Source organism: Kitasatospora sp. NPDC007106, assembly GCF_040634455.1.
GTDB lineage: Bacteria > Actinomycetota > Actinomycetes > Streptomycetales > Streptomycetaceae > Kitasatospora > Kitasatospora arboriphila.
On record NZ_JBEYFP010000324.1, the window covers coordinates 1 to 6,599 of the forward strand.

Consider the following 6,599-nt stretch of genomic DNA (forward strand, 5'->3'; position numbering starts at 1 on the left):
GCGGCGAGCTGCTGCACGCCGACGCCGTGGTGCTGGCCGTGCCCGCCCCGCAGGCGGCCGCGCTGCTGCGCCCCGACGTCCCCGCCGCCGCGGCCGAGCTGGACGCCGTCGAGTACGCCGGGATGGCCCTGGTCACCATGGCCTTCGAGCGCACCGACGCGGCCGCCCTCCCGTACGGCAGCGGCTTCCTGGTCCCGCCCGTGGACGGCCGGGCGATCAAGGCCTCGACCTTCTCCTCCTACAAGTGGGGCTGGCTGGACCGCGCCGCCCCCGGGGCCTTCCTGCTGCGCACCTCGCTCGGCCGGCACCGCGAGGAGGCCGCCCTCGACCTGCCGGACGAGGAGCTCGTCGCCCGCTCGCTGGCCGACCTGGAACGGGCGACCGGGCTGCGCGCCGCGCCGTTCGCCACCGCGGTCACCCGCTGGCGGGCCGGCCTGCCGCAGTACCCGGTGGGCCACCTGGACCGGACGGCCCGGGTCCGCCGGCTGGTCGCGCAGGCCGGCCGGCTGGCGGTCTGCGGCGCCGCCTACGACGGCGTGGGCATCCCTGCCTGCATCGGCAGTGCCCGCCGCGCCGTCAACGACTTGTTGACCCCGGCGGACGGCGCCGGGGCCCCGGAAGGGACAATGAGGACATGACTGAGAGCACTGAACAGCAGCCCGTGAAGAAGAAGGCCCGCGACCTCAACCAGGTCATCCGCTACACCATGTGGTCGGTGTTCAAGCTCAAGGGCGAGCTGCCCGAGGACCGTGCCGCCCTGGCCGCCGAGGTGGACGAGCTCTTCGCCCAGCTCGCCGCCAAGGACGTCACCGTGCGCGGCACCTACGACGTGTCCGGCCTGCGCGCCGACGCGGACGTCATGGTCTGGTGGCACGCCGAGGACTCGGACGACCTGCAGGAGGCGTACAACCGCTTCCGCCGCACCGCCGTCGGCCGCGTGCTGGAGCCGGTCTGGTCGAACATGGCGCTGCACCGCCCGGCCGAGTTCAACAAGTCGCACATCCCGGCGTTCCTCGCCGACGAGCGCGCCCGCGACTACGTCTGCGTCTACCCGTTCGTCCGCTCCTACGAGTGGTACCTGCTGCCCGACGAGGAGCGCCGCGCCATGCTCGCCGAGCACGGCAAGATGGCCCGCGGCTACCCGGACGTCCGGGCCAACACGGTCGCCTCCTTCGCCCTCGGCGACTACGAGTGGCTGCTCGCCTTCGAGGCCGACGAGCTGCACCGGATCGTCGACCTGATGCGCGACCTGCGCCCGTCCCGGGCCCGGCTGCACGTCCGCGAGGAGGTGCCGTTCTTCACCGGCCGCCGCAAGCCGGTCGCCGAGCTCCTCGCCGGCCTGGTCTGAGCCGCGCCGGTCGGCTGCGGCCCGGTCGGCGGCGGCCCGATCGGTTGCGGCCCGGTCGAGGCCGGCCCGGCCGGTTGCTGCCCTGCGGGCGGCGCCGCGGACTCAGGTCCGCAGCGCCGCCCGCAGCCGTTCGTCGGTCAGCGCGGCCGGGCCGACCATCGCCACCGCGGTGAGCAGCGCCTGCTCCGGGTCGCGGGTGTGGCCGAGCTGCCGGGGCACCCGCGCGGTGCGCAGCACCTCCAGGCCGGCGGGCGCGGCGAACCGGGTGTAGGTGTGCACGTCCACCCGGGCCATCAGCAGGGTGCCGCAGGTGAGGATCAGCGGCAGCGAGAACCAGGCGATCGCCGCACTGGCGTCCCCGGTGCCGGGGGCGGCGAGGGCGAGCGAGGCGGCCAGCAGCAGGACGCACAGCAGCAGCGCCATCCGGACCTGCCGCACCGCCCGCGAGGTGTCCCGGCGGACGGTCTCCGGCGTCGCCAGCCCGGCCCGGGCGAGGCGGTCGCCGATCTCCCGCACGGTCGGGTGCGCCGCCAGCGAGGCCCGCAGCGGCCCCGTCCGGCACTGGCCCTCGGGGCCGATCTGCTCGATCAGCGCCCGCTCCAGCCGACTGCGGCCGCGCGGGTCGACCACGGTCGTCCAGCCGGTGTGCGCGAGGTGCAGCCGGCCGCGGCCGGCCATCAGCACCAGCGCCAGCTCCACCACCCGGCCCGGTCCACCGGCCAGGTAGGCGGTCTCGTACAGGCCGATCCCCACCGCCTCGGGGGGCCGGGGGCCGAAGCCGTCGAGCAGGTCGGCCCTGGTGGCGACCCGGACCAGCTGCAGGCAGGAGAACGCCGCAGCGGCGCAGGCCGGGATCAGGAGGAGCACCCACATGGGGCTGTTCTAGTCCCGGCAGGGGCGGGCGGGGAACACGTGCCCCGCCCGCGATACGAAACTGTGACAAGCCGGGTCAGGAGCTGCCGCATCCTCCGCCGCCGCAGCTGGAGCCGCAGGAGCTCCCCGACGAGCAGGAGCTGCCCGAGGATCCGCACGAGCTCCCGGACGAACCGCAGCCCGACGAGGAGCCGCAACTGGACGAGGAGGACCCGCAGCTGGACGAGCCGCAGCTCGACGAGGAACCGCTGTCCGAGCCGGAGCCGCACCAGGTCGCGGTGGAGCAGGACGAGGACGACGAGGCCGAGGACGAGGAGGCGAGCTGCCGGGCGGTCAGCGCCGCCCGCATCTCCTCGTCCAGCTCGTCGGTGCCCTCCAGGGCCAGCGCGCCGAGCACCGTCAGCGCGGCGACGGGCGCCACCACGTCGTACGGGCGCCAGGCGCCGCCCTCCTTCATCATCGACAGCTGGCGGCGGCCCGCCGGGGTGACCCGGCCGCGGTCCGGCCTGGTCGCCACCATGGAGACCACGCCGGCCACCAGCAGCACCGCGAACGGGAAGACCGGCGGCGGGCCGGTGTACCGGCCGTTGAAGGTGCGGTCCGTCCAGTCGACCATCGCGAACACGCCGAGCACCACCGTCGCCAGCAGCGCCAGGCCCATCACCCGGCGGGCCCGCACCACCGCGCGGTGCCGGTCCGGCCGGCGCATCAGGCCGCGGTCGGCCAGCCGGTCGCCGATCTCCTGCACGGCGGCGCTGCGCGCCACCTGGCGGCGCAGCACATCGGCGTCCTGCTGCCGGCCGGGTCCGGCCGCGTCGATCAGCGCCGCCTCCACGGCGTCCCGCGGCGCCGGGTCGGTGACGGTGACCAGGCCGGACCGCGCCACGATCACCCGGCCCTCCTGCTGCATCCGCACCAGGGCGGTGACCGCGACCCGGGTCGGGCCGCCGGCCAGGAAGGCCGTCTCCATCAGTTCCAGGCCGCGCCCGGACAGGCCCTGCGGGTGGGGCACCCGGCGCAGCCGCGCCCGGGTGACACCCACTGCCGTCCCGGTGACCAGCACCAGGACGAGGGCCACGGTGAACTCCGTGCTCCACATCGTTGTCTCCCCCGTGGGTCGAACGGGTCCGGTGGACCCGGTGGTGCCGTGCTCAGCCCCGGGACGGGGCCGGCCGGCCGTGGGTGGCCGCGTCGCCGCGGCGGCGCAGGCGGTCGTGCACCGCGCGGGCCAGCACCGCCCGGGCCGTCCGCAGCGGGCCCGGGGCGTGCGTGTCGGCCGCGGGCCGCAGCCAGTGCTCCAGTTCGTCCCGCCAGGCGGCGGCCGGTTCCGCGGCCAGCGCCCAGGCGGCGAACTCCCGTGCGTCGGCCCGGTACCCGCCGCGCTGCGGGCCCTGCCGGGCGTACCGCTCGAACAGCGGGCGCCAGTCGGCGCCGAGAATCCGGGCCGGCTCGGGCACCACCCGCGCGGTGGTGTCCCGCCGTTTGGCGAGCAGCCCGCGGGCCTGGGTGGCGACCTGCGCCGGGTCGAAGCCCTCCGGCACCGGCCCGCCCGCGACCAGCGCGGCCATCAGCCCGGTCTGCCGCTCGGCGAGCCGGGCCCGGGCCACGGCCAGCTCGGCGTCGTCCCCGCGCAGCAGGTACTCGTCGGGTTCAGCCACCGTGCCGCACCCCCTCGGCGAGCGGGGCCCGCTCCAGGACGGCCCGGATCGCGTCGAGTTCACCGGCCAGCTCGGCCGGCGGCGGGAAGGCGTCGTCGCGCTCCAGCAGCACACCGGGCGGCACCGCGCGCCCGCACAGTTCGGCGAGCACCTCCAGCACCGGCTCGGTGACCGGGTGGGCGTGGGTGTCGTGCCAGACGCCGTCCCGCTCCACCCCGCCGGCGACGTGCACGTAGGCGAGGGCCTCCAGCGGCAGCCGGGCCAGTTCGGCGGTGACGTCCAGGCCCAGGTTGACCCGGTTGGTGTGCAGGTTGGCGACGTCCACCAGCAGCCGCACGCCCGTCCGCTCCACCAGCTCGGCGAGGAACTCGCCCTCGGTCAGCTCGTCGTCCGGCCAGCGCAGGTGGGCCGCGATGTTCTCCAGGGCCAGCGGCACCGGCAACTGCTCCTGCGCGATCCGGACGTTCTCCGCGACCACCCGCAGCGCGTCCCGCGACCGCGGCACCGGCAACAGGTGGCCGGACTCCATCCCGCCCGCCCGGACGAACGCCAGGTGCTCGGTGACCAGCGGCGCACCGAGCGCCTCGGCCACCCCGGCCAGCCGCTCCAGCCGGTGCGCGGCCGGCGGCTCGGCGCCCCCGAGGCCCAGCGACACCCCGTGCGGGACGACCGTGACGCCGCGCTCCCGCAGTACCTCCAGCGAACGCGGCAGGTGACCGGCGCAGACGTTCTCCGCGACCACCTCCACCCAGTCCACGCCGGGCAGCCGCTCGACCGCGGTGTCGATCTCCGCCCGCCAGCCGATCCCCACCCCCAGCCGGGGCGACTCCGTCGAGTGCGCCATGCGCGCTCCCCCCTCTCCTGCGTCCCGTGCTGCCTGTGTCCGCTGCTGAGGGTGTACCGGCCGGACACGGCTGCCAACCACCGGCAGCCGAACTCAGAGCTGAACTTGAGCTTTCTCCGCGGTGCCACCCGATTCGCGGGCAACTCCCGCCCTGGAGGCCGATATTCGAGGGCGCGGAGGCGGCCGAGTCGTTAACGTGACGTGTCTATGACGCTCACGATCCGCGCCTTCCGGCCCGACGACGCGACAGCGGCCTGCGCCGCCCTGCGCGCCGGCCGCCCGTATCTTGTCACCACCCCCGAGACGGTCGCCTGGCAGGTCGCCGCCCAGCCCCACCTGCGGATGCTGCTCGCCGAGGCGGACGGGCGGATCGTCGCCACCGCCCGGTTCGGCGCCTACCCCGACAGCGAGGAACCCGGCCACGGCTTCGCCGCCGTCCACGTCGTCCCCGGACACCGCGGGCAGGGCACCGGCACCGCCCTGCTCACCGCCACCGAGGAGGCGCTCGCCGCCGAAGGCGTCCGGCACGCGCACTGCTGGGTGGACGACGAACCGGCGGCGCACGGCTTCGCCACCGCCCGCGGCTACACCCGCGGCCGGGTCGCCTACTTCGCCGGACGCGACCTCACCGCCCCGCTGCCGCCACTGCCGGCCCGCCCGCCCGGCGTCGAACTGCGCACCGCCGCCGAGTACGCGGACGACCCGCACCCGCTCTACCTGGTCGACGTCGAGGGCACCCGGGACGAACCCGGCGACGTCGACCTCGCCGACCAGGGCTACGCCTCCTGGCTGGCCGAGATCTGGCACCGGCCCGACCTCGACCGCGAGCTCACCACCGTGGTGCTCGCCGACGGACGGCCGGTCGGCTTCTCCGCCGCACAGACCGACGGCGAGGGCCGCTACTGGTCGTCCTTCACCACCACCGTCCGGGCCCACCGCGGCCGCGGCCTCGCCAAACTCGCCAAGGCCGACTCCCTGCACCGGGCCCGCGCGGCCGGCATCACCGCCGCCTTCACCCACAACGACGGCGGCAACGCCCCGATGCTGGCGGTCAACGACTGGCTCGGGTACGAGCGCTGCGCCGCCGAATGGAAGTACAGCCGCGAACTCACTGCGTGAGCCGACACGGGGGCGCTGGGGGCACCTCCCGGCCGAAGGCTGGGGGCGGAACTGCGCAGTCCGAGTGCGGCTGTCACCACGGATTTGGGCCGACCCCGATCCGTACGGTGGCCCGCATCCGAATCGCGCAGTTCCCCGCGCCCCTGGGGTGCTGCCCCTGGGGTGTCGCCCCCTCAGCCGACGTCGACGCCGTGGGCGCGGGCGAGGCCGGCGAGGCCGTCCGCCCAGCCCTGGCCGACCGCGCGGACCTTCCACACCTCGGGGCCGCCGGCCGGCCGGTGCCGGTAGACCTCGGCGACCAGCATCGCCGACACCGCGGGGTCGGACGGCGGGCGGAACGACCAGGCGGTGCCGTCCTCGGTGTGCAGCAGCAGGTCCGCGTCGGTGAGTCCGGCGCAGGTCAGCCCGGTGTCGGCGTCCATGTTGACGGAGACGGCGACCCGGTGGACCTCCGGCGGGAGGTCGGCCGGCCGCAGCACCGCCGACTCGGTGCGCCGCCCGTCCGCGGCGGCCTTCTCGCCGAGCAGCACCGCCCCGTCCGCGGCGCTGCGCTGGTGGTAGAAGACGAAGTCGCCGTCGGAGCGGACCAGGCCCTCGGCGGTGAGCAGCAGCAGCGTCAGGTCGGCGTCCGCGCCGGCGGAGGAGAAGCGGACGGTCAGCGCGGCGAGCGCGCTCTCCGGCAGCACCGCGTTCTGTCCGGGCGCGAGCACCGTCGGCACCGCGGCCGCCGCGGGCACGGCGGGTGCCGGCCGCCGCC

General features: G+C 76.1%; 6 protein-coding genes and 1 pseudogene. 3 read left to right on the top strand and 4 right to left on the bottom strand.

Annotated elements, in window-relative coordinates; genetic code table 11:
* The coding region (locus tag ABZ641_RS22200) for an FAD-dependent oxidoreductase (protein ID WP_359984206.1) at positions 1–638 on the top strand (638 nt) is incomplete at its 5' end.
* The gene (gene hemQ / locus ABZ641_RS22205; RefSeq protein WP_344626223.1) at positions 635–1,348 is read left to right on the top strand and encodes a hydrogen peroxide-dependent heme synthase; all 714 of its coding nucleotides are present in this window, start codon (positions 635–637) and stop codon (positions 1,346–1,348) included. The genes ABZ641_RS22200 and hemQ, both read left to right, overlap by 4 nt.
* 102 nt (positions 1,349–1,450) lie before the next feature.
* On the opposite strand, the gene ABZ641_RS22210 is transcribed toward hemQ, so the two are convergent.
* The 3 genes and pseudogenes from ABZ641_RS22210 to ABZ641_RS22220 all read right to left on the bottom strand — a co-directional run.
* On the bottom strand, positions 1,451–2,221 hold the full coding sequence (locus ABZ641_RS22210; protein ID WP_344626224.1) for a TIGR04222 domain-containing membrane protein: 771 nt from the start codon (positions 2,219–2,221) through the stop codon (positions 1,451–1,453).
* A gap of 76 nt (positions 2,222–2,297) precedes the next feature.
* A complete protein-coding gene (locus ABZ641_RS22215; RefSeq protein ID WP_359984209.1) occupies positions 2,298–3,320 on the bottom strand; it encodes a TIGR04222 domain-containing membrane protein in 1,023 nt (340 codons plus the stop codon).
* 247 nt (positions 3,321–3,567) lie between these two features.
* Positions 3,568–4,723, bottom strand: a pseudogene (locus ABZ641_RS22220) (DUF692 domain-containing protein); the annotation flags it as partial.
* 207 nt (positions 4,724–4,930) lie between these two features.
* Here ABZ641_RS22220 and ABZ641_RS22225 point away from each other — a divergent pair.
* A complete protein-coding gene (locus tag ABZ641_RS22225) occupies positions 4,931–5,842 on the top strand; it encodes a GNAT family N-acetyltransferase (protein WP_344626226.1) in 912 nt (303 codons plus the stop codon).
* Positions 5,843–6,015: 173 nt separating this feature from the next.
* Here the strand turns inward: ABZ641_RS22225 and ABZ641_RS22230 are convergent.
* On the bottom strand, positions 6,016–6,599 hold a 584-nt coding region (locus ABZ641_RS22230), incomplete at its 5' end, for a TerD family protein (protein WP_359984212.1).